24 protein-coding genes are annotated in these 24,382 nt (G+C 59.4%); 13 read left to right on the top strand and 11 right to left on the bottom strand.

All coding sequences use genetic code 11. The features are described 5' to 3' along the window. Positions 1-25 precede the first annotated feature (25 nt). Positions 26-1,363 carry an MFS transporter gene (locus tag AC3ITY_RS28745; RefSeq protein WP_489306305.1) on the bottom strand — a complete coding sequence of 446 codons (1,338 nt, stop codon included), beginning with the start codon at positions 1,361-1,363 and terminating at the stop codon, positions 26-28. Between the two features lie 506 nt (positions 1,364-1,869). On the opposite strand from AC3ITY_RS28745, the gene quiC reads away from it, so the two are divergent. Next, on the top strand, positions 1,870-3,771 hold the full coding sequence (gene quiC, locus AC3ITY_RS28740) for a 3-dehydroshikimate dehydratase QuiC (protein WP_489306304.1): 1,902 nt from the start codon (positions 1,870-1,872) through the stop codon (positions 3,769-3,771). Between the two features lie 102 nt (positions 3,772-3,873). Beyond that, positions 3,874-4,551, top strand: coding sequence for a TetR/AcrR family transcriptional regulator (locus AC3ITY_RS28735; RefSeq protein WP_489306303.1), 678 nt, complete (start codon positions 3,874-3,876; stop codon positions 4,549-4,551). Between the two features lie 36 nt (positions 4,552-4,587). Here the strand turns inward: AC3ITY_RS28735 and AC3ITY_RS28730 are convergent, their stop codons facing one another. From AC3ITY_RS28730 to AC3ITY_RS28720, 3 genes are all read right to left on the bottom strand, one after another. Beyond that, positions 4,588-5,442: a shikimate dehydrogenase gene (locus tag AC3ITY_RS28730; RefSeq protein ID WP_489306302.1), complete on the bottom strand. Its 855-nt coding sequence runs from the start codon at positions 5,440-5,442 to the stop codon at positions 4,588-4,590. A 5-nt stretch (positions 5,443-5,447) separates the two neighbouring features. Continuing rightward, a complete protein-coding gene (aroQ, locus tag AC3ITY_RS28725; protein WP_489306301.1) occupies positions 5,448-5,888 on the bottom strand; it encodes a type II 3-dehydroquinate dehydratase in 441 nt (146 codons plus the stop codon). A 140-nt stretch (positions 5,889-6,028) separates the two neighbouring features. Continuing rightward, positions 6,029-6,940 carry a LysR family transcriptional regulator gene (locus AC3ITY_RS28720; RefSeq protein ID WP_489306299.1) on the bottom strand — a complete coding sequence of 304 codons (912 nt, stop codon included), beginning with the start codon at positions 6,938-6,940 and terminating at the stop codon, positions 6,029-6,031. Between the two features lie 226 nt (positions 6,941-7,166). On the opposite strand from AC3ITY_RS28720, the gene AC3ITY_RS28715 reads away from it, so the two are divergent. Together AC3ITY_RS28715 and AC3ITY_RS28710 are read left to right on the top strand one after the other, a co-directional pair. After that, positions 7,167-7,595 carry a DUF4160 domain-containing protein gene (locus AC3ITY_RS28715; protein ID WP_489306298.1) on the top strand — a complete coding sequence of 143 codons (429 nt, stop codon included), beginning with the start codon at positions 7,167-7,169 and terminating at the stop codon, positions 7,593-7,595. Then, on the top strand, positions 7,592-8,038 hold the full coding sequence (locus tag AC3ITY_RS28710; RefSeq protein ID WP_489306297.1) for a DUF2442 domain-containing protein: 447 nt from the start codon (positions 7,592-7,594) through the stop codon (positions 8,036-8,038). Before AC3ITY_RS28715 ends, AC3ITY_RS28710 begins: the two co-directional genes overlap by 4 nt. 53 nt (positions 8,039-8,091) lie before the next feature. On the opposite strand, the gene trmA is transcribed toward AC3ITY_RS28710, so the two are convergent. Both trmA and AC3ITY_RS28700 read right to left on the bottom strand, forming a co-directional pair. Next, a complete protein-coding gene (trmA, locus tag AC3ITY_RS28705; RefSeq protein WP_489306295.1) occupies positions 8,092-9,171 on the bottom strand; it encodes a tRNA (uridine(54)-C5)-methyltransferase TrmA in 1,080 nt (359 codons plus the stop codon). Further along, positions 9,168-10,463 (bottom strand): NCS2 family permease, encoded by a 1,296-nt coding sequence (locus tag AC3ITY_RS28700; RefSeq protein WP_489306294.1) that lies wholly within the window; start codon positions 10,461-10,463, stop codon positions 9,168-9,170. Before AC3ITY_RS28700 ends, trmA begins: the two co-directional genes overlap by 4 nt. A gap of 222 nt (positions 10,464-10,685) precedes the next feature. On the opposite strand from AC3ITY_RS28700, the gene AC3ITY_RS28695 reads away from it, so the two are divergent. Next, the gene (locus tag AC3ITY_RS28695; RefSeq protein ID WP_489306292.1) at positions 10,686-11,132 is read left to right on the top strand and encodes a DUF4879 domain-containing protein; all 447 of its coding nucleotides are present in this window, start codon (positions 10,686-10,688) and stop codon (positions 11,130-11,132) included. Positions 11,133-11,200: 68 nt separating this feature from the next. Next, a complete protein-coding gene (locus AC3ITY_RS28690) occupies positions 11,201-11,752 on the top strand; it encodes a DJ-1 family glyoxalase III (RefSeq protein WP_489306291.1) in 552 nt (183 codons plus the stop codon). A 5-nt stretch (positions 11,753-11,757) separates the two neighbouring features. Here the strand turns inward: AC3ITY_RS28690 and AC3ITY_RS28685 are convergent, their stop codons facing one another. Beyond that, positions 11,758-13,008 (bottom strand): MFS transporter, encoded by a 1,251-nt coding sequence (locus AC3ITY_RS28685; RefSeq protein ID WP_489306290.1) that lies wholly within the window; start codon positions 13,006-13,008, stop codon positions 11,758-11,760. A 117-nt stretch (positions 13,009-13,125) separates the two neighbouring features. Here AC3ITY_RS28685 and AC3ITY_RS28680 point away from each other — a divergent pair, with 117 nt between their 5' ends. The 4 genes from AC3ITY_RS28680 to AC3ITY_RS28665 all read left to right on the top strand — a co-directional run bounded on the left by AC3ITY_RS28680 (position 13,126) and on the right by AC3ITY_RS28665 (position 16,110). After that, entirely contained in the window at positions 13,126-13,407 is a 282-nt protein-coding gene (locus AC3ITY_RS28680) for a hypothetical protein (RefSeq protein WP_489306289.1), read from the top strand. Beyond that, positions 13,395-14,831: a cytochrome ubiquinol oxidase subunit I gene (locus AC3ITY_RS28675; protein ID WP_489306288.1), complete on the top strand. Its 1,437-nt coding sequence runs from the start codon at positions 13,395-13,397 to the stop codon at positions 14,829-14,831. Before AC3ITY_RS28680 ends, AC3ITY_RS28675 begins: the two co-directional genes overlap by 13 nt. A gap of 3 nt (positions 14,832-14,834) precedes the next feature. Next, positions 14,835-15,842 carry a cytochrome d ubiquinol oxidase subunit II gene (cydB, locus tag AC3ITY_RS28670; protein ID WP_046041748.1) on the top strand — a complete coding sequence of 336 codons (1,008 nt, stop codon included), beginning with the start codon at positions 14,835-14,837 and terminating at the stop codon, positions 15,840-15,842. Positions 15,843-15,942: 100 nt separating this feature from the next. Further along, positions 15,943-16,110 (top strand): DUF2474 domain-containing protein, encoded by a 168-nt coding sequence (locus tag AC3ITY_RS28665; protein WP_489306287.1) that lies wholly within the window; start codon positions 15,943-15,945, stop codon positions 16,108-16,110. Between the two features lie 64 nt (positions 16,111-16,174). Here the strand turns inward: AC3ITY_RS28665 and AC3ITY_RS28660 are convergent, their stop codons facing one another. Both AC3ITY_RS28660 and AC3ITY_RS28655 read right to left on the bottom strand, forming a co-directional pair. Further along, positions 16,175-17,299, bottom strand: a complete 1,125-nt coding sequence (locus AC3ITY_RS28660) for a methyltransferase (RefSeq protein ID WP_489306286.1) — start codon at positions 17,297-17,299, stop codon at positions 16,175-16,177. Between the two features lie 175 nt (positions 17,300-17,474). Continuing rightward, positions 17,475-18,188 (bottom strand): autoinducer binding domain-containing protein, encoded by a 714-nt coding sequence (locus tag AC3ITY_RS28655; protein ID WP_489306284.1) that lies wholly within the window; start codon positions 18,186-18,188, stop codon positions 17,475-17,477. A 303-nt stretch (positions 18,189-18,491) separates the two neighbouring features. Here AC3ITY_RS28655 and AC3ITY_RS28650 point away from each other — a divergent pair, with 303 nt between their 5' ends. After that, positions 18,492-19,268 carry a ferredoxin--NADP reductase gene (locus AC3ITY_RS28650; protein WP_489306283.1) on the top strand — a complete coding sequence of 259 codons (777 nt, stop codon included), beginning with the start codon at positions 18,492-18,494 and terminating at the stop codon, positions 19,266-19,268. A gap of 46 nt (positions 19,269-19,314) precedes the next feature. On the opposite strand, the gene mscL is transcribed toward AC3ITY_RS28650, so the two are convergent. Next, positions 19,315-19,728: a large-conductance mechanosensitive channel protein MscL gene (gene mscL, locus AC3ITY_RS28645; RefSeq protein ID WP_008004290.1), complete on the bottom strand. Its 414-nt coding sequence runs from the start codon at positions 19,726-19,728 to the stop codon at positions 19,315-19,317. Positions 19,729-20,366: 638 nt separating this feature from the next. On the opposite strand from mscL, the gene radA reads away from it, so the two are divergent. After that, entirely contained in the window at positions 20,367-21,734 is a 1,368-nt protein-coding gene (gene radA / locus AC3ITY_RS28640; RefSeq protein WP_008004292.1) for a DNA repair protein RadA, read from the top strand. 37 nt (positions 21,735-21,771) lie between these two features. Here radA and AC3ITY_RS28635 read toward each other — a convergent pair whose 3' ends face one another. Next, entirely contained in the window at positions 21,772-22,140 is a 369-nt protein-coding gene (locus AC3ITY_RS28635) for a PilZ domain-containing protein (protein WP_489306282.1), read from the bottom strand. A gap of 161 nt (positions 22,141-22,301) precedes the next feature. On the opposite strand from AC3ITY_RS28635, the gene AC3ITY_RS28630 reads away from it, so the two are divergent. After that, positions 22,302-24,368 carry a carbon starvation CstA family protein gene (locus AC3ITY_RS28630; RefSeq protein ID WP_489306281.1) on the top strand — a complete coding sequence of 689 codons (2,067 nt, stop codon included), beginning with the start codon at positions 22,302-22,304 and terminating at the stop codon, positions 24,366-24,368. Positions 24,369-24,382 lie beyond the last annotated feature (14 nt).

Here is a 24,382-nt window from a genome sequence, read left to right as displayed (position 1 = left end):
AGATCGGGCCTGCGCCGAGGGAACATCAGTCTTCTACTTTCGGAATCTTGCGCGGTGCCATGAAGTACATCCAGGTCAGCGCAATGAAGTACATCGCCGGAATGATGGTGAACAGCACGGTGTAGTTGTTGTTGGTGACGGTCAGGATGTGGCCGACCAGTTGGGTCATGAACATCCCGCCAATCGCCGCACACATGCCGCCGAAACCGAACACCGTACTCATCATGTGCTTGGGCGTGTAGTCCATCACCAGGCTCCAGATGTTCGCGGTCCAGGCCTGGTGTGCGCCGATGGCCAGGGAGATGGCGGCTACCGCGACCCACAGGTTGCTGGAGCCGGCCGCCATGATCACGCCGATGATGCAGCAGGCAAACAGGAACATGGACATCAGTCGCGCCTTGATCGGGTTGACGCCGCGACCGATCAGGAACGAGGAGAGGATGCCGCCGCCAACGCTACCGAAGTCGGCAGTGAGGTAGATGATGATCAGCGGGATACCCATCTGGGTGACGTTGATGCCCAGGTTGTATTGCTGGTTGAGGAACGGCGGCAGCCAGTACAGATAGAACCAGAACACCGGCGCCGTCATCGAGTAGGCGAGGGCGAAGGCCCAGGTGCCACGCATGCGCAGGATTTTCGAGAACGGTACGCGGGTTTGTTCCGGTTCGACTTCGTTCTGGATGTAGTCCAGCTCCGACTGTTTGACGCTCGGGTGGTCTTCCGGGTTGAAGTACTTCAGGCCCCAGAGCACCAGCCAGATCCCGCCCAGTGCCGACATGCACAGGAACGCGGCCTGCCAGCCCCAGACGTGCAGGATCAGTGGCAGCAGCATCGGAGTGAACATCGCACCGACGTTGGTGCCGGCGTTGAAAATGCCGGTGGCCACGGCGCGCTCGCCGGCCGGGAACCACAGGCGGGTGGTTTTCACACAGGCCGGGTAGTTGGCTGCTTCGGTCAGGCCGAGGATGAAGCGGCAGACCATGAAGCCGACCGCCGAAGTGGCCAGGCCGTGGGCGCCGGTCGCCAGGCTCCAGAGCAGCACCGCGCAGAAGAACACGCGCTTGACGCCGACCCGGTCGATCAAGCGGCCTTGCAGCACGAAGCCGATGGCGTAACCGACCTGGAACCAGAAGTTGATGTTGGCGTAGTCCATCGCCGTCCAGCTCATTTCCTTGGCCAGGATCGGCTGCATCACGCCCAGGGCGGCGCGGTCGATGTAGTTCAGGGTAGTGGCGAAAAACACCAGTGCCAGCATGCCCCAACGGGTTTTGCCGACTGCCATGGCGCCGCGAATCTTGTCGCCGATACCGCCGGTGGCGGTGCTCATGGCAGGTGCCATGCGAGAGCTTTGAGAAGGAATCATGTGTGCCATCCGTTCAATGACTGACAAGCGGGGCTCGTCGTGACTTCAAGGGCGCGTGATCAATCGGTCTGTCGCGACGTACGCGAAAGGGCTGATCGGCTGTGTTCGTCGGCTGACGGGATATTCAGCGAGCGGGCACGGTTGTGCCGGTGGTGCGCGGGGTTCGGATGGACGCCAGGCAAGGCGTAATGACGGTGGAGCGAGTGAGCAAGGCGTTGAATGAGCGCATGAGCGTATACCCGTTTTTTGAAATTTTTATGTGGTGTTCTGGGTTTTGTTGACCGGGGCCGACGATTTCAAGACCGGACCCAATGTGGTGTTGATGTTGCGCAGTGAACAAAAAATCGTCAATTCGCTATCGGCCATTGTGTTCGATAATCGCACGCAAAACTAACTGGGTAGTACACTTTAAATTGCTCAATGCACCGACCGGCTCAATAATCGGTTCACTCTTTTAAAAGCGGCGCAAATTCCCTGTAGCCGAAGCCTCCACCGGGAGCCGAAACATGCAGCGTTCCATTGCCACCGTATCCTTGAGCGGTACCCTGCCGGAAAAACTCGAAGCCATTGCCGCCGCCGGTTTCGACGGCGTCGAGATTTTCGAGAACGACCTTCTCTACTACGACGGCAGTCCGCGGGAAATTAAACAGATGTGCGCCGATCTCGGGATCGCCATCACCCTGTTTCAACCGTTCCGCGATTTCGAAGGCTGCCGCCGCGATCGCCTTTCACGCAACCTGGAACGCGCCGAGCGCAAGTTCGACCTGATGCAGGAACTGGGCACTGACCTAGTGCTGGTGTGCAGCAACGCCTCGGCCGAGTCCATTGGCGATGAGCAGATTCTGGTCGACGACTTGCGACTGCTGGCTGAGCACGCCGGAGCACGTGGCCTGCGCATCGGTTACGAAGCGCTGGCCTGGGGCCGGCATGTGAACACCTGGCAACAGGTGTGGAACATCGTGCGTCAGGCCGATCATCCAAGCCTTGGCGTGTTGCTGGACAGCTTTCACACCTTGTCGCTCAAGGGTGATCCAAGCGCTATCGCCGAGATTCCCGGGGACAAGATTTTCTTCGTGCAAATGGCTGACGCGCCGATCCTGGCCATGGACGTACTGGAGTGGAGCCGGCATTTTCGCTGCTTCCCGGGCCAGGGTGAATTCGACTTGCCGGGGTTCCTCGCGCCGATCATCAAGAGCGGCTACACCGGGCCTTTGTCGCTGGAGATTTTCAACGACGGTTTCCGCGCCGCTCCGCCACGGGCCAACGCCGCCGACGGCTTGCGTTCGTTGCTGTATCTGGAAGAGAAAACCCGCGAGCGCCTGGCGCAGGAAGCCAAGCCTGCAGGTAACCCCGAGATTCTGTTCGAAACGCCCAAGGCCAGCGAGTACAACGGCATCGAGTTCCTGGAGTTTGCCGTGGACGAAAGCCTCGGCGCCAAGCTCGCCCATTGGCTTGAGCGACTGGGTTTCGTCAAGGCCGGGCAGCATCGTTCCAAGAGCGTCAGCCTGATGCGTCAGGGCGATATCAACCTGATCCTCAACTCCGAACCTTACTCCTTCGGTCACAGTTTCTTCGAGGCGCACGGCCCTTCGTTGTGCGCGACCGCCGTGAGGGTCAAGGATAGCGCCAGTGCGCTGGCTCGAGCTGTGGCCTACAAGGGCCAGCCTTATCGCGGGCTGGTGGGTCCCAATGAACTGGAACTGGCGGCGGTGCGTGCCCCGGATGGCAGCCTGATCTATCTGGTGGACCAGGATGCCGACGTCTACGGCACCGACTTCAATCTGCTGGCGGATGCGCCGGTCAGCGGTGGCCTCAAGCGCATCGACCACATGGCCATGGCGCTGCCGGCCGACAGCCTCGACAGCTGGGTGCTGTTCTATAAGAGCCTGCTGGATTTCGAGGCGGACGATGAAGTCGTGCTGCCGGACCCTTACGGTCTGGTGAAGAGCCGTGCCTTGCGCAGCCGGGACAGTTCGATCCGTCTGCCACTGAACATTTCCGAGAACCGCAACACCGCGATCTCACACGCGCTGTCGAGTTATCGCGGCTCCGGTGTGCATCACATCGCGTTTGATTGTGATGACATCTTTGCCCAGGTCAGCCGTGCAAAGGAGGCGGGCGTGCCGCTGTTGGATATCCCGCTCAACTACTACGATGACCTGGCGGCGCGATTCGATTTCGACGACGAGTTCCTCAGCGAACTGGCCTATTACAACGTGTTATACGACCGCGATGCCCAGGGCGGTGAACTGTTTCATGTGTACACCGAGCCTTTCGAAGGGAGATTCTTCTTCGAGATCATCCAGCGTAAAAACGGTTATGCCGGCTACGGCGCGGCCAACGTCGCGGTGCGCCTGGCGGCCATGGCCAAATCCCGTAGCGGCGCATTGCGCCAGGCGAAGTTGTAGGAAATTCGTAAACGCGGGATTAAACGTGGGCCGCGCGGCTTCCTTCACCGTGCCGCGCGGCCCATAATCGCCAGCCTGTGCAGTGATGGCCGTGAGCCCGCAATGACAATGACCTCAGAACTCCCCGCAGCCTCCGTAGAACCTGGTGCCGAGCCGCGCAAGAGTCGCAAGAACAACCCGGAAAAGACCCGTGAAAACATCCTGCAGGAGGCGATTGTCGAATTCGTCCAGCAGGGGCTTTCGGGGGCTCGCGTCGATGCCATCGCCGAGCGCATCCACACCTCCAAGCGCATGATCTATTACTACTTCGGCAGTAAGGAGCAGCTCTACGTCGAGGTACTGGAGAAACTCTACGGCGATATCCGCAACACCGAAAATCGCCTGCACCTGGCGGAGCTGGCGCCGGTCGAAGCCATTCGGCGGCTGGTGGAGTTCACCTTCGATCACCATGATCGCAATGTCGATTTCGTGCGCATCGTCAGCATCGAGAACATTCACAACGCCGAGTACGTGAAGCGCTCCGATGCGATCAAGGCGATGAACAACACTATCCTCGATTCACTGGGCGAGATTCTGCGCCGCGGCGTCGAGCAGGGGCTGTTCCGTACCGGTCTTGATCCGCTGGATGTGCACCTGCTGATCAGTTCGTTCTGCTTCTATCGCGTCTCGAACCGCCACACCTTTGGTGAGATTTTTCAGATCGACCTGCCGGACGAGCGCATCAAGCAGCGTCATCGCGAGATGATTTGCGAGTCGGTCCTGCGGTACCTGCAAGTCTGAGGCGGGGTGAGGGGATTGCCCCCTCACTTCACTCATTCAGTCATTCATGCTCTGGAAATGCTCAAGCATCCGCTGGGCATCCGGTACCACGCCGCTGAACAACTCGAACGCCTTCACCGCCTGAAACACCGCCATGTTGCCGCCGTCCAGCGTCCGGCAACCGAGGGCGCGGGCGTTGCGCAGCAGTTCGGTTTCCAGTGGGAAGTAGACGATCTCCGCTACCCACAATTCGGCCCGTAGCAGCTCGACCGGCACCGGCATGCCCGGCAGCTTTTTCATGCCCATCGGCGTGGTGTTCACCAAACCGTCAGCCTGGGCCATGGCGCTGGGCAGGTCATACCCGGCCACCGCCCGAGCGACGCCGAAATGCTGATTGAGATTGTCAGCCAGATCCTGGGCGCGGCGGATGTCCACGTCAAAAATGCTCAGTTGTTGTACGCCTTCGCTCAACAACGCGTGGGCCACCGCCGCACCTGCGCCGCCGGCGCCCATCTGTACGACACGTTCAACGGCAACGCCCTTCAAGCCCCGGCGAAAACCCTCGGCAAAACCCAGGCAATCGGTGTTGTGGCCGATGCGTTTGCCATCCTTGAGCACCACCGTGTTGACCGCACCGATGCCGCGGGCCTCCGGCGAGAGTTCGTCGAGCAGCGGGATGATCGCCTGCTTGCATGGAAAGGTGATGTTCAGCCCGGTGAAGTTCATGCGCTCGGCAGCCATCAACAGGTCTGGCAAGGCGTTGCTGTCGAGTTTCAACTGATCAAGATCAATCAGGCGATAGAGGTAGCGCAGCCCCTGGGCATCGCCTTCATGCTCGTGCAAGGCCGGTGTGCGGGAAGCCTGGATGCCGGCGCCGATCAGCCCGGCCAGTACCACGTGGTTATGAGTCACGGCGATCACCCCTTCAAACGTTGACTGAAATGCTCCAGAGCCAGGCGATAGCCATGGCTGCCGAAACCGGCCAGCACGGCGGTGGCAATGGCTGAAACGAAGGAATGGTGGCGGAAGGGTTCGCGGGCGTGCACGTTGGACAGGTGGACTTCGATCACCGGCAGTTCGCTGGCGACCAGGGCGTCGCGGATCGCAACGGATGTGTGGGTCCACGCGGCAGGGTTGATGACGATCCCGGCGCAGCGACCGCGGGCGGCGTGAATCCAGTCGAGCAATTCGCCTTCATGGTTGGTCTGGCGAAACTCCACTGCCAGGCCGAATTCTTCGGCGGTACGTGCGCACATGACCGAAATGTCTGCCAGGGTTTCGTGGCCGTAAGTCGCCGGTTCACGGGTGCCGAGCAGGTTCAGGTTCGGGCCGTTGAGCACCAGAACGATAGGGGACATCGGAATCTCTCCACTTATTATTTTTGGAATCGGCCGAGGACTTCAGCCTGTGGAGATAAATTGTACTAACTAGTTAATTTGGTCAATTGAAGTGACGACGCACTGGCTGTTTGTGGGCGGTGATCGGACACTTTCGCAGATCAGCGCGGCAGGTGCTCCACGAGGAAATCGATAAACGCCCTCAAGCGCAGCGGTACATGGCGACTTTGTGGATACAGCAAGGTAAACGGCCGCGACCGCCCGCCATAGGGCTTGAGCACTTCCACCAACGAGCCGTCGGCCAGTTCCTTTTCCACGATAAAACGATAGGTCTGAAACAACCCCGCCCCGTGTTTGGCCAAGGTGACACCGCCCAGCACATCGTCGGAACAACTGAGGCTGCCCTCGGCCAGAATCTCCCGGGGCACGCCTTCATCGTTGAACAACCAGGCAATGCGCCGGCCGCTGCTGGGCAATTCGTACTGAATGCATTCGTGGTTTTCGAGATCGTCGAGGGTTTGCAGAGTACCGGCCCGTTTCAGGTAGTCGGGGCTGGCGATCAGCACCAGGGCGGCATCTTCCAACTGCCGGGCGATCAGGCCGGAATCCGGGATGGCTCGCACGCGAATCGCCATGTCGTAGCCTTCGCCGACGAAATCGATGTTGCGATTGCTGATGTGCGACTCGACCTTCACCGCTGGATAGCGCGCCCGAAATTCGGGCAACAAAGGCAGGACTCGATGATGCGCGTAGGTGGTCGGAATACTGATGCGCAAGGTACCGGACGGCACTTGCTGCTGGCCCATTACCTCGCGCTGGGCCTCGACCAGTTGCGCCAAGGCCTGGCGACACTCCTCGTAGTAGCGGCGACCACTGTCGGTCAGCTTCACGCTGCGGGTGGTGCGCGCGAACAGGCGCACGCCCAGGCGTTCTTCCATGCGCGACACTGAACGGCTCACGGCAGCGGGGGTGACACCCGCCACCAGCGCCGCGGCAGTAAAACTGCCGGCCTCGGCGGCCAGGCAAAACAGCTCAATGCTGCCCAACTGAAGATCGTCGAATTGTCGCTGCATGATTGATGACACCGGGGATCAAATGAAGAAACTGGATCAGTATTTATCAGGTGCCAGCGCCGTAATGAAAGGATTTCTTACCATTGCGCGCGGTGTTCCGCAGGGCCGGGTAACGCATGGACGCTAGTCTGAGGACGCAAGAAATGATTCTACGGCCAATGCCAGTGGTCGGGTTTTCCAGAGAATGTCGAATCCTCGGATTCATTAACCTAACGGATGGGTTAGCATGAAGGTATGCAATTACAAAGGACTGTCGGTCGTGATCATGTTGCGAGACGAGCATTGTCCGCCTCATGCGCATGTGGAGGCGGGTACGTGGAGTGCGAGATTCAGGTTCAGCTTTTGGCACAACGGTGTCGAGCTCTGGGATGTTGTTCCGCTTTCGCGTCGGCCACCGTTGGCGGTACTCGAGGGATTGCGCCAATCGCTCCAGCAACCTGCCCATTTGCGGCGCGCCCGGGGCATCTGGTGGCGAAAGTTACAAACGGCTTGTCTTGATAATCAATTGTGGGACTGGCAAAGCAACGAAGTCGTTGTGGTGAAAAGGGTCGTCAGTACCACCAATATGATTGGATCGGCTTGTTACGAACCTGAATCGAACAAGACGATGCTGTCCCTGATAGGTGCACAGGAAAGTGTGGAGATCGAGTTATGAAAACGATAAAAGCCAAGGTTCAGGCCGATAGTCCCGTTACGGAAAGTAGCCTGGACAAAGCCATTGAACGTGGCGAACTACGTAGAAAAAGTAGCCTGCAAGCGACAGCGGTTACCTACCAGGCCCCCTGTCTGGCCGTCAGCTTCGAAGACGGCAGCGGCGTATTGTTGCCCGTGGCCAACTATCCGGAGTTCGATGATTTTGAGGGCGGGGACTTCGCCAGTCTGACTGTCGGCTATTCGGGTACTGCCCTGTGCCATGAAGGCAAGGACTTGCATGTATCTATCGCCGGGATGATTTCTGCGAGCAAGCCGCTGATGGCCATGGCGGCCTCGGTCGTCGCTTCGCGCAATGGTCGCCAGAGCAGCGCCGCAAAGTCTGAAGCCGCGCGGGCCAACGGCAGGAAAGGCGGGCGCCCGCGCAAGGTCGATGTTGTCTTGTAAGTACCCACAAAAAAGCCGTCGTCATGACGGCTTTTTTGTGGGCGCGGTTGCAGTCAGCGCCGGGTCAACATTACCCCGGATTCCATGTGATGGGTCCACGGGAACTGGTCGAACATCGCGCATCGGGTGATGCGGTGGGTGTCGTGCAGTTGGGCGATGTTGGCTGCCAGGGTCTCCGGATTGCAGGAGATGTACAGGATGTTGTCGAAGCGCCGGGTCAGCTCGCAGGTGTCCGGGTCCATGCCGGCACGGGGCGGGTCGACGAACACGCTACCGAACTCGTAGCTCTTGAGGTCGATGCCATGCAGGCGGCGGAACGGACGCACTTCATTCAGGGCTTCGGTCAGCTCTTCAGCGGACAAACGCACCAGGGTGACGTTATCCACAGCGTTTTCGCTGAGATTGCTCAAGGCCGCGTTGACCGAAGTCTTGCTGATTTCGGTGGCCAGCACTTTGCGCACGCGGGTGGCGAGGGGCAGGGTGAAGTTGCCGTTGCCGCAATACAGCTCCAGCAAATCATCGGAGCGATCGCCAAGCGCATCGTATGCCCAGTTGAGCATCTTCTGGTTCACCGTGCCGTTGGGCTGGGTGAACGCGCCTTCAGGCTGGCGATAGCTGAAGGTGCGACCGCCGACCTCCAGCTTCTCGACCACGTAATCGTGACCGATAACTTCGCGTTTGCCCTTGGAGCGGCCGATGATGCTGACGTTCAGGTCCGTCGCCAGCTTCGACGCCGCCGTATGCCAGTGCTCGTCCAGCGGGCGGTGATAGCACAGGGTGATCATCGCGTCGCCGGCCAGAGTGGTCAGGAACTCCACCTGGAACAGCTTGTGGCTCAGGGGCGCACTGGCTTGCCACGCTGCCTTCAGCTGCGGCATCAACTGGTTGATGCGCAGGCTGGCGATCGGGAACTCCTCGATCAGGATCGGCGTGCGTTTGTCTTCCTGGGAAAACATCGCATAGTGACGCTCGCCGGCCTCGCGCCACAGGCGGAACTCGGCGCGCAGGCGGAAGTTTTTCAGCGGCGAATCGAAAACGGCTGGCTCGGGCGCATCGAAGGGGGCCAGCAGGTCACGCAGACGCGTGACCTTTTCTTCGAGCTGAACGGCGTAGGCCTGGGAATCAAAAGTCATGCGTTGAACCAACCCAGCTTGATCACGAACAGAATCGACAGGATCACCAGCGCCGGGTTCAGCTCACGGCCACGACCGGACATCAGCTTGATGGCGGTCCAGGAAATGAAACCGAAGGCGATGCCATTGGCGATGGAGTAAGTGAACGGCATTGCCAGCGCGGTGATCACCACCGGCGCGGCGACGGTAATGTCGTCCCAGTCTATTTCGGCCAGGCCGGATGTCATCAGCACGGCGACGAACAGCAGTGCCGGTGCGGTGGCGAAGGCCGGAACGCTGGCGGCCAGTGGCGAGAAGAACAGCGCCAGCAGGAACAGGATCGCCACCACGACGGCGGTCAGGCCGGTGCGGCCGCCGGCACTCACGCCAGCGGCAGATTCGATATAGCTGGTAGTGGTCGAGGTGCCCAGCAGGGAGCCGGCCATGGCAGCGGTGCTGTCGGCGATCAGCGCGCGGCCCATTTTCGGCATATGGCCGTCTTTGCGCATCAGGCCGGCGCGCTTGGCCACACCGATCAGGGTGCCGGAGTTGTCGAACAGGTCGACGAACAGGAAGGCGAAGATCACGCTGACCAGACCGATGTCCAGCGCACCCTTGATGTCCAGTTGCAGGAAGGTCGGGGCCAGGGACGGTGGCATCGACATCACGCCACCGAACGGGGTGAAGCCCATGACGATGGAAACGATAGTTACCACCAGAATACCGATCAGCACCGCACCGCGTACGGCAAGGGCTTCGAGGGCGACGATCAGGGCAAAACCGAGGGTGGCGAGGATCGGAGCCGGTTGTTTCAGGTCACCGAGGCCGACCATGGTCGCCGGGTTGCTGACCACGATACCGGCGTTGTGCAGGGCGATCAGTGCCAGGAACAGGCCGATACCGGCGGCAATCGCCGAGCGCAGCGGCAGCGGGATGCTGTTGATGATCCATTCACGGATGCGGAAGATCGACAGCAGGAAGAAGCACACCGCCGAGATGAACACCGCACCCAGCGCCACTTGCCAGGTATGGCCCATGTGCAGGACCACGGTGTAGGTGAAGAAGGCGTTCAGGCCCATGCCCGGAGCAAGGGCGATCGGGTAGTTGGCGATCAGGCCCATGATCGTGGAGCCGATGGCGGCGGCCAGGCAGGTGGCGACGAACACCGCGCCCTTGTCCATGCCGGTCTCGCCGAGGATGCTCGGGTTGACGAACAGAATGTAGGCCATGGCCAAAAAGGTCGTGACGCCCGCCAGAATCTCGGTCCGCACGTTGGTGTTGTGTGCCTTGAGTTGAAACAGCCTTTCCAGCATGTCTGCTCCCCGTGGCGCGCCGGGCGCCGTGAATGTATCGACCTCAACAGCAAAGCACAGGCAGCAGAACGCGCCTGGAAATTACTGTGGGCCGGAAAAAGCCGCGCATCATACCAGTAGCTTGGGAATATGGCTGCTTTGGCGGTGATCGTCGTCGATGTTTTGCGACAAAGCCAAGTGCGCCATACTGCGCGCTGGTTTTTTGGGGGGGATGGGTCCTGCATGAAAAAGCGTCTGGTTGCCGCCTTCGGTGTATGGATGGCGTTGTTTCTCGGGGCTCAAACGACCGTGGCGGCCTCGGCCCCGCCGCTGACGCAATTGAAGGTACTCAAAGTCGCGTCGCCGTCCTGTGGTGTCGAGAACATCGACGAAGGGCAAACACGGACGCGTTGCGATCACAATGGCCCGAACATCACGGTGCATGTGCTGGAAGTGGGTTACGGGCGTGAGGCCCATGTCGCCCTCGACGGTTTCGAGGTGAACGGTACACGGACACCGGTTTGCGCGTTCAAGAATGGCAACCTGACCAGTTGCACCCCCGGGGAAAAAACCGTCGGCTATTTGTACGCCCTCGATCTGGCGGGCAAGCAGGAAGGCACACTGACCTTCAGCAATACCTCGATCAACGCGCCCGGCAACACGATGTCGACGCAGCTTTACATCAAGTAAACACACGCCTCGAACAAGGGTCGGGAAAGCTGACTACGCTTAAAAGATCATTCCGTGGACAATACCTGATGACCTTTAGAGCCTTGATTGCCCTCGCCGAGGGCACCGATGACCTGCAAACCGTGACCCTGATCGACGTGCTGCGCCGCGCCAAAATAGAAGTGGTGGTGGCCAGTATCGAAGGGCGGCGCATGCTCACCTGCGCCCGCGGCACTCGCCTGACGTCCGATGCGATGCTGGTAGACTTGCTGGCGCAGCCCTTCGACCTGATCGCCTTGCCGGGTGGTGCGGTGGGTTCGCAGCACTTGGCAGCACACCACCCCCTGCAACAATTGATCAAGGATCAGGCGGCAGCCGGTCGCCTGTTCGCCGGTATCGCCGAAGCGCCCGCCGTGGCACTGCAGGCCTTTGGCGTATTGCGTCAACGGCGCATGACCTGTCTGCCATCGGCCAGCCATCAACTGTTGGGCTGTAACTTCGTCGATCAACCGGTAGTGGTCGATGGCAACTGCATCACCGCCCAGGGCTCGGCTGCCGCGTTGGCATTTGCCCTGGCGCTGGTGGAACAACTCTGCGGAAAAGCCACACGTGCGGCGGTGGCGGGGGAGTTGTTGGTTTAGCCTGCTTAGACTTTCGCTTTTTCCTTCTCTTCATCTTTAGCCACATGCATGCGATCGCGGCTGGCCAGTGTCGGGAACAGTTTGACCCACGCCCCGGTTACCACCAGCGTGCCGATCCCACCCATGACCACGGCTGGCACTGTGCCGAACCAGTGGGCGGTCAGGCCCGATTCGAATTCGCCCAATTGATTCGAGGCACCAATGAACAGACCATTCACGGCGCTGACCCGGCCGCGCATTTCGTCCGGGGTTTCCAGTTGAACGAACGAGGCGCGGATCACCATGCTGATCATGTCTGCCGCGCCCAATACCACCAGCACCGCCAGGGAGAACCAGAATGAGGTCGACAGGCCGAAGGCGATGGTTGCCACGCCGAAGATGCCTACGGCCGTGAACATCACCCGCCCGACGTTGCGCTCCACTGCAAACCGCGCCAGGAACAGCGACATCAGCAGCGCACCCACTGCCGGTGCCGAGCGCAACAGGCCCAGTCCCCACGGGCCGGTCAGCAGAATGTCTTTGGCGAACACCGGCAGCAGCGCCGTCGCACCACCTAATAGCACCGCGAACAGATCGAGGGAGATCGCCCCGAGAATGTCCGGACGACTGCGGATAAAGCGAATGCCCGCCAGCAAGGAGTCCAGAGTGGCCTTGCCCTTGTTCAGCGGGGTTTGCCGGGCCGGCAGGTTGAGCATCAGCGAACAGGCGATGACATACAAAAGCACCGTCGGGCCATACACCCAGACGCTGCCGAAGGCGTAGAGCAAACCGCCGAGGGCGGGGGCGACGATGGTGGCCGATTGCTGGGCCGATTGCGCGGCGGCCACCGCACGGGGAAACAGCGCACTGGGCACGATGCTTGGCAGCAGGGCCTGGGTGGTCGGCATTTCAAAGGAACGAGCGGCCCCGAGCAGGAAGGCCAGGATGAAGATCATTTCCCGGGTGACATGATCAGTCGCGCTGCCGATGGCCAACGACAGGGCGATCAATGCTTGCAGGAACTGGCAGATCGCCGCGACCTTGCGCCGGTCATAGCGGTCGGCGACGTGCCCGGTGTGCAACATGAACAGCACGCGCGGGGCGAACTCGACCAGGCCGACCAGACCCAGGTCGAGCACGTTGCCGGTCAATTGATACAGGTTCCAGCCGATGGCCACGGTGAGCATCTGGAAGCCGCTGGCGGTAAATACCCGGGCCAGCCAGAACGCGAGAAAAGGGCGATGGCGACGTAACAGCAAGGGCTCTTGGCTGGGCATCTGCGGGGAAATCTGGGGGAGAGGGGAACGGCGAGATTATCACCAACCTGTAACAGAAAGTTGCCTTGACAAAAAATTTAGTTAGCCAGACATCGATTTCCTTGTGGGAGAGATGTGTTGCTGCTGATGACAAAAGCCGTGAGGCAACTTGTCACGCGGCAAAAGACCACGCGGTTCATCCCCGAAATTGGGACTACTCTTTCAACGTTGATTGATCCAGATCAAAACCCACAAAAGGAATTGATCCGGCGGCCGCAAGGCCAGACTCCCTGCGTTGTGATGCGTGCAAAAAAAGAACAAACAGAGATTCGCCACACTCCATATCCGTGGGGGCCGTGGGTGCAGGCTTCCAGCCAGCAGCCGTACTACCTGACAGAGGAAGACTTATGTTCGGTTTAGAGGCACTTGATCTCGCCCGAATTCAGTTCGCGTTCACCATCTCGTTCCACATCCTGTTTCCGGCCATCACCATCGGTCTGGCGAGTTACCTGGCAGTACTCGAAGGCCTGTGGCTGAAAACCCATAACGACACCTACCGTGACCTCTACCATTTCTGGTCGAAGATCTTTGCCGTCAACTTCGGCATGGGGGTGGTTTCCGGCCTGGTGATGGCATATCAGTTCGGCACCAACTGGAGCCGCTTCTCGGACTTCGCCGGTTCGGTGACCGGGCCGTTGCTGACCTATGAAGTGCTCACGGCATTCTTCCTCGAAGCCGGGTTCCTGGGCGTCATGCTGTTTGGCTGGAACAAGGTCGGGCGTGGCCTGCACTTCTTCGCCACCGTGATGGTGGCCATCGGTACGTTGATCTCGACCTTCTGGATTCTCGCTTCCAATAGCTGGATGCAGACCCCGCAGGGCTTCGAGATCGTCAACGGTCAGGTCATACCCACCGACTGGCTGGCGGTTATCTTCAACCCGTCGTTCCCGTATCGCCTGATGCACATGGCCACGGCGGCGTTCGTCGCCACGGCCTTCTTCGTCGGTTCCTCTGCGGCCTGGCATTTGCTGCGCGGCAAGGACAACCCGGCGATCCGCAAAATGCTCTCGATGGCCATGTGGATGGCATTGATCGTTGCGCCGATCCAGGCCGTCATCGGTGACTTCCACGGTCTCAATACGCTCGAGCATCAGCCAGCGAAAATCGCCGCGATCGAAGGCCACTGGGAAAACAAGGGTAACGAGGCGACTCCGCTGATCCTGTTCGGCTGGCCGGATATGAAAGAAGAGAAAACCAAGTTCGCTGTCGAGATTCCGTACCTGGGTAGCCTGATCCTCACGCACACCCTGGACAAACAGGTGCCGGCGCTCAAGGAGTTCCCGCCTGAAGACCGACCGAATTCGACCATCGTGTTCTGGTCGTTCCGGATCATGGTGGGCCTGGGCTTCCTGATGATCTTCACCGGTTTGTGGAGCCTGTGGCTGCGCAAGCGCGACACCCTCTACACCTCGCGGCCGTTCCTGTACCTGGCGCTATGGATGGGGCCGTCCGGCCTGATCGCGATCCTCGCCGGCTGGTTCACCACGGAAATCGGCCGTCAGCCGTGGGTGGTCTATGGCCTGATGCGTACGGCGGATGCGTCGTCCAACCATAGCTTCATGCAGATGAGCATCACCCTGATCCTGTTTGTCGTGGTTTATTTTGCGCTGTTTGGCGCCGGTCTTGGCTACATGATGCGCCTGGTGCGCAAGGGGCCGAAGATCGACGAAGGCAAGGAAACCAACGACGGAGGCCCCGGCCAGAAACGCACACCGGCCCGTCCGCTGTCGGCCGCCGACGACGATCACGCCGATGCCGGCCACAGCCTGACCAAGGAGATTTGAATCATGGGTATTGATCTTCCGCTGATCTGGGCCGTGATCATCATCTTCGGCGTCATGATGTACGTGGTCATGGACGGTTTCGACCTGGGCATCGGCATTCTCTTCCCGTTCATTCCGGGCAAGACGGATCGCGATGTGATGATGAACACAGTCGCCCCAGTCTGGGACGGCAACGAGACCTGGCTGGTGTTGGGGGGCGCGGCGTTGTTCGGCGCGTTTCCGCTGGCCTATTCGGTGGTGCTCTCGGCGTTGTACCTGCCGCTGATCCTGATGTTGATCGGGCTGATCTTCCGCGGTGTGGCCTTCGAGTTCCGTTTCAAGGCCAGGGACGACAAGCGCCATCTGTGGGACAAGGCGTTCATTGGTGGCTCAGTCACCGCGACATTCTTCCAGGGCGTCGCGCTTGGCGCGTTCATCGATGGGCTGCCGGTGGTCAATCGGCAGTTCGCCGGTGGTTCACTGGACTGGCTGACACCGTTCACGATGTTCTGTGGTGCGGCATTGGTGGTGGCGTATGCGTTGCTCGGTTGCACCTGGTTGATCATGAAGACCGAAGGCAAGTTGCAGGAACAGATGCATGACCTGGCACGGCCATTGGCCTTCGTGCTGCTGGCGGTGATCGGCATCGTCAGCATCTGGACCCCGTTGGCCCACACAGAAATCGCCGCACGCTGGTTCACCATGCCGAACCTGTTCTGGTTCATGCCGGTGCCGATTCTGGTGCTGGTGACGATGTACGGCCTGATCCGTGCCGTGGCCCGCAACGCGCATTACACGCCGTTCCTGCTGACCCTGGTGCTGATCTTCCTCGGTTACAGCGGCTTGGGCATCAGTTTGTGGCCGAACATCATTCCGCCGTCGATCTCGATCTGGGACGCCGCCGCGCCGCCGCAAAGCCAGGGCTTCATGCTGGTGGGCACGCTGTTCATCATCCCGTTCATCTTGGGCTACACCTTCTGGAGCTACTACGTGTTCCGCGGCAAGGTCACCCATGAAGACGGCTATCACTAGCCCTGTGCACCACGAACCTGTGGGAGCGAGCTTGCTCCGGGCGGCGTTCCGACGATGGCGTCCTGACAGGCGCCATCGATCTACATCGGAGGATTTATCAATGAACGGCAAACATTCCCTGCACGACATTGAAGAAGCCGAAAAAAAGCCGCTGTGGCAGCGGCTCGGCTGGTTGACCCTGATCTGGGTCGGCAGCGTGGGTGCCTTGTTCATCGTCGCCAGCCTGATGCGACTGTTCATGAACGCGGCCGGCCTGACCACGCACTGACATCTCTCCCGTGGCCTCAAGGCCCGGATTTACGACCCTCCGGCCGGAGGGTTTTTTTTGCCTGTTACTTGCGCGCCTTGAGGATCACGAACTTCGGATTGGCCGCCACTTGCTCGACGCCACGGAACAATCGCGCCAGCTTGCTGTGGTAGCCCAGGTGACGATTGCCGACGATGTACAGCGCGCCACCGACGACCAGCGCTTCGCGGGCCTGCTGGAACATCCGCCAGGCCAGGAAGTCGCCCACCACTTGTTGCTGGTGAAACGGTGGATTGCATAGCACGACGTCAAGCGATTGCGGTTCCTGGCCGGCCAGGCCATCACCGGCTCGCACGATCACTTCCCGTTCACCCAAGGCGGCGCGCCAGTTTTCGGCGGCCGATTGCACGGCCATGAACGACTCGTCCACCAGCGTGTAGTGGGCCTCGGGGTTTTGCAGGGCGCTGGCGATGGCCAGGACGCCGTTGCCACAACCGAGATCGGCGACCCGCGCCGAGCCAAGGCTTTTTGGCAAGTGTGGTAAAAATGCCCGGGTGCCGATGTCCAGGCCTTCGCGGCAAAACACATTGGCGTGGTTGAGCAGTTCGATGGCCGGTTCGTCGAGTCTGTATCGCGTTGGGTAAGGCGACACCGCTGGCGTTTTGTCTTGAGCCGTAGCAATCAATAGCCGGGCCTTCTTCACCGCCAACGAGGCTTGCACGGGGCCGATGTAACGCTCCAGCAAGTCGCCCGCCGCCCGGGGCAGATGCTTGATCATGGACGCGGCAACCACTTGGGCGCCGGGTGTCAGTTGGCCTTGCAGGCGGATCAGTTGTTCTTCCAACAGGGCCAGGGTTTTCGGTACGCGGATCAGCACGCAGTCGAACGGACCGGCAGGGGCTTCGCTGGCGGGTACGCTCGGCACCGCATCAAACGCCAGGCCGTTGCGCACCAGGTTCTTTTCCAGACCCTGGAAAGCCAGGAACGAATCACCGCTGCTGACCACCTTCACCTTGCCCGCCAGGCTGGCGGCCAGCGCGCCGAAACTGTCATTGAGCACCAATACCCGGGTGTCCGACGCTGGCTGCTGTTCGGCCAGATGATTGAGCAGGTATTCATCGGCGGCATCGAAAGCTTGCAGCGGTTCGTTCTGCTGTTCGGGCTGACGGATCAGGTCGAGGCCGGCGAAGGGTGTTTCGAGCAAAGGCATGGGGCGGGGCTCTGGGTAATCAACGGATGTCCCGCTGCCCTAAGGCGTTGGAGCGGGCGGAGCCGTCCGAGTGAACTGCGTCGTGGAGGTCTACACGCCATCACTCAGGAGGGACCGCAAATGGTACGATTTTTTTGCCTGGATTACCCGCAGGTTTTCCCGCAATCGGGCGCTTTCAGATGGCTCCGGAGCGGGCCGCGACGATGACTGCCGCAATCTTGTTGTTGACACCGAGCTTCTCGATAGCCCTGTGTACATGAAAGTTGACCGTGCGTTCGCTCAAATTGAGGATCCTGGCAATTTCATAGGCCGTCTTGCCATCGGCCGACAGTTTTAATACTTCGAGTTCCCGCCGTGACAAGGGAGGAGCCTGAGGGCGAGCCGGTTTTCTCGGTTGCATTGCGATCGCCAGAGCGTGCAAATGGCGACTGATGAACACCGAGAATCCGAGATGCTCGTACAACTCATAGGCTGAAATCGGGCAATGGCTTCTGGCCAGGCTGAGAATACTGCGCAGACCGGTTTCCTCATCGTGGATCGCCTGGGACCAGCCATGCTGAAAACCTTGTTGCTGCAGCAACTGCCATAGCCATGGAGTCCTGGAAAAAAGCTCTTCGCTCCAGAGAACCGGCAATGTTGAATGATTGCAGTGCGCCACTACCGGGTCTATTTGCGTGGCGTTGTTTTTTTCATATTGAATGTTCCACTCATGGGGGAAATTGTTCAGGCTCACCGGATTGGCGCCAGTCACAACTGAGTTCGAAGTAATTGAAAAGCCACAAAATTTATATCCAAGGTTTCTAGCGAAGTTGAGCGCGATTCGATAGGCGGTATTGATCTCTTGTGTGTGTGCCAATTGGTTGAGCTGAGACTCCTTCCAGATCTCCATACAATGATCTCCATTAACCTGTCTTTCGAGTGCAATATTGGATCCAAGATCCTTCACGCCACGAAGTGTAGGACAGTTCCTACGATTATGGTTCGACAATTTTGCTCTTTTAACTCTTGAAAAAGTGTGTTCCAGGTTCTTAGGCGATCGATGAGTTATAAAATGCCATATGGCATTTTATAATCATGGTTGTATGTCGCATTTAGTAAACAGTCACTAGTGCAGATTAATGTCACTACAAATTGTCGGTGGTTATGCTGCTTTCTTTGCGGGACACTGGGGTATCTTTGATTGGAGCCTCCCATGTCCGTCAGTGAAGAAAAATTTACGCGCCAGACCTTGCTCGAGGTTCATCCGCTGACCCCGAACCTGTTTACCCTGCGCGCCACGCGGGATGCAGGGTTTCGTTTTCGGGCGGGGCAGTTTGCCCGATTGGGCGTTACCAAGGCTGACGGCAGCACGGTATGGCGCGCCTACTCGATGGTGTCTTCGCCTTTTGACGAGTTCCTCGAGTTCTTTTCCATTGTCGTACCGGGCGGTGAGTTCACCAGCGAACTCAGCCGGCTGGGTGTTGGCGATGCATTGCTGGTCGACCGCCAGGCCTTTGGCTACCTGACGCTGGACCGGTTTGTCGATGGGCGCGATCTGTGGTTGTTAGCCACAGGCACGGGCATCGCGCCGTTCCTGTCGATACTTCAGGACTTCGAAGTCTGGGAGAGATTCGAGCGGATCATTCTGGTCTACAGCGTTCGCGAAGCCCGGGAACTGGCTTATCAGGAACTGATCGCAGGGCTGGCGAAGCGTGAGTATCTGGCGGAGTACGCCCATAAACTGCAATTCATCACCACGGTCACTCGTGAACAGCATCCCGGCGCATTGAACGGGCGGATCACCACGCTGATTGAAAACGGCGAACTGGAGCGCGCCGCGGGTGTTGCGCTGACCCCTGAGCATTCTCGGGTCATGCTGTGCGGCAATCCGCAAATGATTGATGACACGCGCAAGCTGCTTAAACAGCGGGACATGCACTTGAGCCTCAGCCGGCGACCCGGCCAGGTGGCGGTGGAAAACTTCTGGTAAAAAAAACGGCGCCTCGAAGGCGCCGTTTTATTTTTTGCTAATGCCGTCAAGGCCGGTTGTTCTGGGCCTTGAGCAAGTCACGGATCTCGCCCAGCAACTCTTCTTCCTTGGTTGGAACCGGCGGCAGGCTGGGGGCCACGGCCTCTTCGCGCTTCAGGCGGTTGATGGCCTTGACACCCATGAAGATCGCGAAGGCGACGATGACGAAGTCGATGATGGTCTGGATGAATTTGCCATAGGCCAGCACCACGGCGGGAGTAGCACCCTCCGCTGCCTTGAGCGTTATGGCCAGATCACTGAAGTCCACGCCACCGATCAGCATCCCGATTGGCGGCATGATCAGGTCGCCGACAAACGACGTAACGATCTTGCCGAAGGCCGCACCGATGATGATACCGACGGCCATATCGACCACGTTGCCTTTGACCGCGAAGGCCTTGAACTCATTGAGCACGCCCATAGGTTATTTCCTTGTTACAGATGAGGTTGATGCACGCAGTGTAAATCAGCAAATCGCTTCCTGCTCGAATCAACTGCCTGCTGTGCTTGCCAGCAATCGCCCTGGGTGGTGTTGAACAATTCACCGATTGATCTCATCTGTGGGGCGACCAGGTCTTCTGCGGTGTTTTGCATACGACGTTTTTCAGCGATTTGGCTTCGTTTGTGTGAGCGAGCCAAGGTTGAGGGACTATCACTGAATCGGGACGTTAAAGTTGATCGGGCAGTTAGTGGTCAGTGGGCGGTATTGAAAGTCGATTGCAGTTGTAGTGATGTGGACTATTTGGTTGGTTTTGGGGCTAACAAGCTACGTGTTCCCCTGAGTTAATAACCGTGCTTTATGTAGGTGTTTTTGGGGTTGTGTATTAAGTGTGTAAATGAATAAGGTTTGTATAGGTTTTCAAGTTGTGCAGTAAGGTCTGTCTCTAGGGTTTATTGGTTATGTTAAACAAAAAACTTATACAAGGCTTGTAAGTGAGTGTATATCAACATGTCTGCGTTTAATGGGGTTATTTGAAGTCATCAAAGGGGTTGCGAAATATCTGGCCGCACTCGCGCGCCTTGGCTGAGCTATCATCGCGTTTTTTTCCGGGAGTTCCGATGGCCAAGGCCAAGCGCATGTACGGCTGCACCGAGTGTGGCTCAACCTTCCCCAAATGGGCCGGCCAGTGCGGTGAGTGCGGGGCCTGGAACACGCTCACCGAAACCATGGTGGAAAGCGGTGGGGCAGCCGCCCCCAGCGGTCGTACCGGTTGGGCCGGGCAGCAGGCGCAGATCAAGACCCTGGCCGAAGTCAGCGTCGAAGAAATTCCGCGCTTCTCCACCGCCTCCAGCGAGCTCGACCGGGTTCTGGGTGGTGGTCTGGTGGATGGCTCGGTGGTGCTGATCGGTGGCGACCCCGGCATCGGCAAGTCGACCATTCTGTTGCAAACCTTGTGCAACCTCGCCAAGAGCATGCCGGCGCTGTATGTCACCGGTGAGGAATCCCAGCAGCAAGTGGCCATGCGTGCACGGCGCCTGGGGTTGCCTCAGGATCAACTGCGGGTCATGACTGAAACCTGCATCGAAGCCATCATCGCCACGGCCCGTCAGGAAAAGCCCAAGGTGATGGTGATCGACTCGATCCAGACGATTTTTACCGAGCAACTGCAATCGGCACCGGGTGGTGTATCCCAGGTGCGTGAAAGCGCTGCGTTGCTGGTGCGTTATGCCAAACAGAGCGGTACGGCGATTTTCCTGGTGGGCCACGTCACCAAGGAAGGCGCGCTGGCTGGCCCTCGAGTGCTGGAGCACATGGTCGACACCGTGCTGTATTTCGAAGGCGAGTCCGACGGGCGCCTGCGTCTGCTGCGAGCGGTGAAGAACCGTTTCGGTGCAGTCAATGAGCTGGGTGTGTTCGGCATGACCGACAAGGGCCTGAAAGAAGTCTCCAACCCCTCGGCGATTTTTCTGACCCGGGCCCAGGAAGAAGTCCCAGGTAGTGTGGTGATGGCAACCTGGGAAGGCACGCGGCCGATGCTGGTGGAGGTACAGGCGCTGGTGGACGACAGTCACCTGGCCAACCCGCGTCGGGTCACGCTGGGGCTGGATCAGAACCGGCTGGCGATGTTGCTGGCGGTGCTGCACCGTCACGGTGGCATTCCGACCCATGATCAGGACGTGTTTCTCAACGTGGTCGGCGGGGTCAAGGTGCTGGAAACGGCGTCCGACCTGGCGTTGATGGCGGCGGTGATGTCCAGTTTGCGTAACCGGCCGTTGCCCCACGATCTACTGGTGTTCGGTGAAGTCGGGCTTTCCGGTGAGGTGCGTCCAGTGCCGAGCGGTCAGGAGCGTTTGAAAGAAGCCGCCAAGCACGGCTTCAAGCGGGCCATCGTGCCCAAGGGCAATGCGCCGAAAGAGGCGCCGGCAGGGTTGCAGATCATTGCCGTCACGCGTCTGGAACAGGCGTTGGACGCGTTGTTCGAGTAACTCACAGGCTCGCTCCCACAAAGGCATCCGGTGGTGGCTAGATCTCGACCAGCGCACCCAATTCTCGTTCCAGTTCCTGCGGGTCAGCGAGGTTGAGCTCGATCAATCGCCGCAGGCGCTCAATGGATTCAAGGCTGATGTGCCGGCAGGCAAAGCCGAGCTGGCCGTGGTCTTCGTGGGTCAGGTGCACATCCATGGCGATATCGACGTCATCGCTCAGATGAATATCCACTGAAAAATCCTGCTGGCGATCGCCCTGCCAGTGTTCGGGTCGCTCGATCAGCAACCCCTTGAGCGACAGATCAATCAACTTCACCGGCCAAGTGGACTGACCCTGACTCAGCTCGGTTCGGGCATCGAACGCAATACGTTTGAAGCGGCGACGTTCGGCAGGATGCTCGCTCATGGCGCGATCCTCGGATATATACGCTGACTATAGACCCGCATGATCAAAGGCATGCCGGCGCGTGCAGGTGTCTAGACCAATGTCGGGGTATGGTCTTTGCCGTCAGGAGCGCTAAACTCGGGGTGGCTGTCTTTCTTGTCCACTCTGGCTGGAATAATAAAATGAAAAATAATAATAGCCCGCTACGCCATTTGCCTTGGCTGGTGCTGGCAATCGTAGGTGCGTGCGCCCTGGGTGTCGTGGCATTGCGCCGAGGCGAGGCAATCAACGCCCTGTGGATAGTGGTCGCTGCCGTCGCCATCTATCTGGTCGCCTACCGCTACTACAGTCTGTTCATCGCTAGCAATGTCATGCAACTCGATGCACGGCGGGCCACTCCCGCTGTGCTCAACAATGACGGTCTGGACTACGTTCCAACCAACAAACACATTCTTTTTGGTCACCACTTCGCGGCCATTGCTGGCGCGGGGCCGCTGGTCGGCCCGGTGCTGGCGGCGCAGATGGGCTACTTGCCTGGCACGCTGTGGCTGATTGCCGGCGTGGTGCTGGCCGGTGCGGTGCAGGACTTCATGGTCCTGTTCATGTCCACTCGCCGCAACGGCCGCTCTCTGGGCGATATGGTCCGTGAGGAAATGGGCCGCATTCCCGGGACCATCGCGCTGTTCGGCTGCTTCCTGATCATGATCATCATCCTCGCGGTGCTGGCGCTGATCGTGGTGAAAGCCTTGGCCGAGAGCCCGTGGGGGATTTTCACGGTGATGGCGACCATCCCGATCGCGATGTTCATGGGCATCTACATGCGCTACATCCGCCCGGGCCGCATCGGTGAAATCTCGGTGATCGGCGTGCTGTTGCTGCTCGGTTCGATCTGGCTGGGCGGGCAGATTGCCGCTGACCCGGTGTGGGCCAAGGCCTTTAGCTTTACCGGTCTTCAGATCACCTGGATGCTGATCGGTTACGGTTTTGTCGCAGCGGTGTTGCCGGTGTGGCTGATCCTGGCGCCCCGTGACTATCTCTCCACCTTCCTGAAAATCGGCACCATCGTGGCCTTGGCCATCGGCATCCTGGTGACCATGCCCGAGCTGAAAATGCCGGCCCTGACCCAGTTCATCGACGGCACCGGCCCGGTATGGAAGGGCGGTCTGTTCCCGTTCCTGTTCATCACCATCGCCTGTGGCGCGGTCTCGGGTTTCCACGCACTGATTTCCTCCGGCACCACGCCGAAGCTGCTGGATAACGAAACCAACGCCCGCTATATCGGTTACGGCGGCATGCTGATGGAATCGTTCGTGGCGATCATGGCCATGGTTGCCGCTTCTGTGATCGAGCCTGGCGTGTACTTCGCCATGAACAGCCCGGCGGCCGTGGTCGGCGGTGATGTGGTGGCCGTTGCGACAGCCGTCAGCAACTGGGGTTTTGCGATTACCCCTGAAGCCCTGCAAGCCGTAGCCCACGACATCGGTGAAACCACCATCCTGGCCCGTGCCGGTGGCGCGCCGACCCTGGCGGTGGGGATCGCGCAGATCCTGCACAGTGTTCTGCCGGGTGAAAACACCATGGCGTTCTGGTACCACTTCGCGATTCTGTTCGAAGCGCTGTTCATCCTGACCGCGGTCGACGCCGGCACCCGTGCCGGGCGCTTCATGCTCCAGGACTTGCTCGGCTCCTTCGTCCCGGCGCTCAAGCGCACCGAGTCCTGGACCGCCAACCTGATCGCCACCGCCGGCTGCGTGGCAATGTGGGGCTGGTTGCTGTATCAGGGCGTGATCGATCCGTTGGGTGGTATCAACACTCTGTGGCCGCTGTTCGGCATCTCCAACCAGATGCTGGCCGGTATCGCGTTGATGCTCGGCACCGTGGTGCTGATCAAGATGAAGCGCCAGCGTTATGTCTGGGTCACCATGTTGCCGGCGGTCTGGCTGTTGATCTGCACCACGACAGCGGGCTTCATCAAGCTGTTCGACGCCAACCCGGCGATCGGCTTCCTGTCGCTGGCAAAAAAATACAGCGATGCCTTGGCCAACGGCCAGATCCTCGCCCCGGCCAAGGACATCACCCAGATGCAGCACGTGATCTTCAACGCCTACACCAACGCAACGCTGACCGCGCTGTTCCTGTTCGTGGTGTTCAGCATCCTGTTCTATGCGCTCAAGGTCGGTATTTCCGCCTGGGGCAGCAAAGAACGTACGGATAAAGAATCGCCATTCCAGGCGCTGCCGGAAGCGTGATCGAGGATTTGCAC

The organism is Pseudomonas sp. GL_091 (assembly GCF_057837725.1).
Note: the sequence above shows the minus strand (reverse complement) of the source record. Positions and strands in the feature narration are given on the sequence as shown.

Bases quoted from the DNA above. Each gene is read 5' to 3' on its own strand.
- AC3ITY_RS28745 (WP_489306305.1), bottom strand. From the start codon at position 1,363: ATGATTCCTTCTCAAAGCTCTCGCATGGCACCTGCCATGAGCACCGCC.
- quiC (WP_489306304.1), top strand. From the start codon at position 1,870: ATGCAGCGTTCCATTGCCACCGTATCCTTGAGCGGTACCCTGCCGGAA.
- AC3ITY_RS28735 (WP_489306303.1), top strand. From the start codon at position 3,874: ATGACAATGACCTCAGAACTCCCCGCAGCCTCCGTAGAACCTGGTGCC.
- aroQ (WP_489306301.1), bottom strand. From the start codon at position 5,888: ATGTCCCCTATCGTTCTGGTGCTCAACGGCCCGAACCTGAACCTGCTC.
- AC3ITY_RS28720 (WP_489306299.1), bottom strand. From the start codon at position 6,940: ATGCAGCGACAATTCGACGATCTTCAGTTGGGCAGCATTGAGCTGTTT.
- AC3ITY_RS28715 (WP_489306298.1), top strand. From the start codon at position 7,167: ATGAAGGTATGCAATTACAAAGGACTGTCGGTCGTGATCATGTTGCGA.
- AC3ITY_RS28710 (WP_489306297.1), top strand. From the start codon at position 7,592: ATGAAAACGATAAAAGCCAAGGTTCAGGCCGATAGTCCCGTTACGGAA.
- trmA (WP_489306295.1), bottom strand. From the start codon at position 9,171: ATGACTTTTGATTCCCAGGCCTACGCCGTTCAGCTCGAAGAAAAGGTC.
- AC3ITY_RS28700 (WP_489306294.1), bottom strand. From the start codon at position 10,463: ATGCTGGAAAGGCTGTTTCAACTCAAGGCACACAACACCAACGTGCGG.
- AC3ITY_RS28695 (WP_489306292.1), top strand. From the start codon at position 10,686: ATGAAAAAGCGTCTGGTTGCCGCCTTCGGTGTATGGATGGCGTTGTTT.
- AC3ITY_RS28690 (WP_489306291.1), top strand. From the start codon at position 11,201: ATGACCTTTAGAGCCTTGATTGCCCTCGCCGAGGGCACCGATGACCTG.
- AC3ITY_RS28685 (WP_489306290.1), bottom strand. From the start codon at position 13,008: ATGCCCAGCCAAGAGCCCTTGCTGTTACGTCGCCATCGCCCTTTTCTC.
- AC3ITY_RS28675 (WP_489306288.1), top strand. From the start codon at position 13,395: ATGTTCGGTTTAGAGGCACTTGATCTCGCCCGAATTCAGTTCGCGTTC.
- cydB (WP_046041748.1), top strand. From the start codon at position 14,835: ATGGGTATTGATCTTCCGCTGATCTGGGCCGTGATCATCATCTTCGGC.
- AC3ITY_RS28665 (WP_489306287.1), top strand. From the start codon at position 15,943: ATGAACGGCAAACATTCCCTGCACGACATTGAAGAAGCCGAAAAAAAG.
- AC3ITY_RS28660 (WP_489306286.1), bottom strand. From the start codon at position 17,299: ATGCCTTTGCTCGAAACACCCTTCGCCGGCCTCGACCTGATCCGTCAG.
- AC3ITY_RS28655 (WP_489306284.1), bottom strand. From the start codon at position 18,188: ATGGAGATCTGGAAGGAGTCTCAGCTCAACCAATTGGCACACACACAA.
- AC3ITY_RS28650 (WP_489306283.1), top strand. From the start codon at position 18,492: ATGTCCGTCAGTGAAGAAAAATTTACGCGCCAGACCTTGCTCGAGGTT.
- mscL (WP_008004290.1), bottom strand. From the start codon at position 19,728: ATGGGCGTGCTCAATGAGTTCAAGGCCTTCGCGGTCAAAGGCAACGTG.
- radA (WP_008004292.1), top strand. From the start codon at position 20,367: ATGGCCAAGGCCAAGCGCATGTACGGCTGCACCGAGTGTGGCTCAACC.
- AC3ITY_RS28635 (WP_489306282.1), bottom strand. From the start codon at position 22,140: ATGAGCGAGCATCCTGCCGAACGTCGCCGCTTCAAACGTATTGCGTTC.
- AC3ITY_RS28630 (WP_489306281.1), top strand. From the start codon at position 22,302: ATGAAAAATAATAATAGCCCGCTACGCCATTTGCCTTGGCTGGTGCTG.